Raw genomic sequence first — 720 nt, 5'->3', positions numbered from 1 at the left:
CTCCCCGTAGCTAATGCGAGCAAGCTCGCAACACTACTCGCCATAGCCGCGTGGCCGTTGTAACCAATTTGAGAAAAACCGAATTCACATATAATCCAGAAGTAATTTTCCAATCGGAATTCGATTCTGATTTGTTAGAGTTTAACGGAATCGGAATTGGACAAGATTTAAGTCTATTACCGACTGAAAGTGTTTCTGAATTTTATGACAAAGAAGATAAAAGCCAAAATACTGACATTAAAAATGGCTGGATTTTGACAAAGAACGGAATCCAATACGTGCTGAAAAATGGAATCGTGAAAATGATTCGTGTGAAAGAAAACGGAATCACAAAACTGAACGGATTTGACAAAGATTACGTGGAAAAATTAATTGGAAAACCAAACAGAATTAGTAATGATTCTATAACTTGGGTTTGGGACAATGTTGTTTATGCAAAAGTTCATCATTACAAGAAAAGAAAAATAAAAATTCACTTCTCAACCGAAAATGGAAAAGTGTGTGAATTAGAAATTGAATAAAAACTGGTTACAACAATGGCTATAAGTAATTGCTCGTTCTCGTCTACTTTGGAAATTCCTGCAGAATTTCCAACTTGGTGTGTACTTGTGAGGTTGAGTCCTAACCCACGAAACTACTCATAGCCGAGACCGTTGGGAAAATGCCTGCGGCCGCTCGGCCAGTACCGCAAGCGGCACAACCCCCCGAGCTATTTTTTCC

At 38.8% G+C, this 720-nt stretch carries 1 protein-coding gene; it reads left to right on the top strand.

The window, feature by feature from the left end:
* The first annotated feature begins 68 nt into the window (after positions 1-68).
* Complete coding sequence (locus tag D2V08_RS01400) at positions 69-521, top strand: hypothetical protein (protein WP_147374033.1); 453 nt, start codon at positions 69-71, stop codon at positions 519-521.
* Positions 522-720: the final 199 nt, after the last annotated feature.

Origin of the sequence: Flagellimonas lutimaris (genome assembly GCF_003581615.1) — a bacterium.
GTDB classification, from domain to species: domain Bacteria; phylum Bacteroidota; class Bacteroidia; order Flavobacteriales; family Flavobacteriaceae; genus Flagellimonas; species Flagellimonas lutimaris.
Note: the sequence above shows the minus strand (reverse complement) of the source record. Positions and strands in the feature narration are given on the sequence as shown.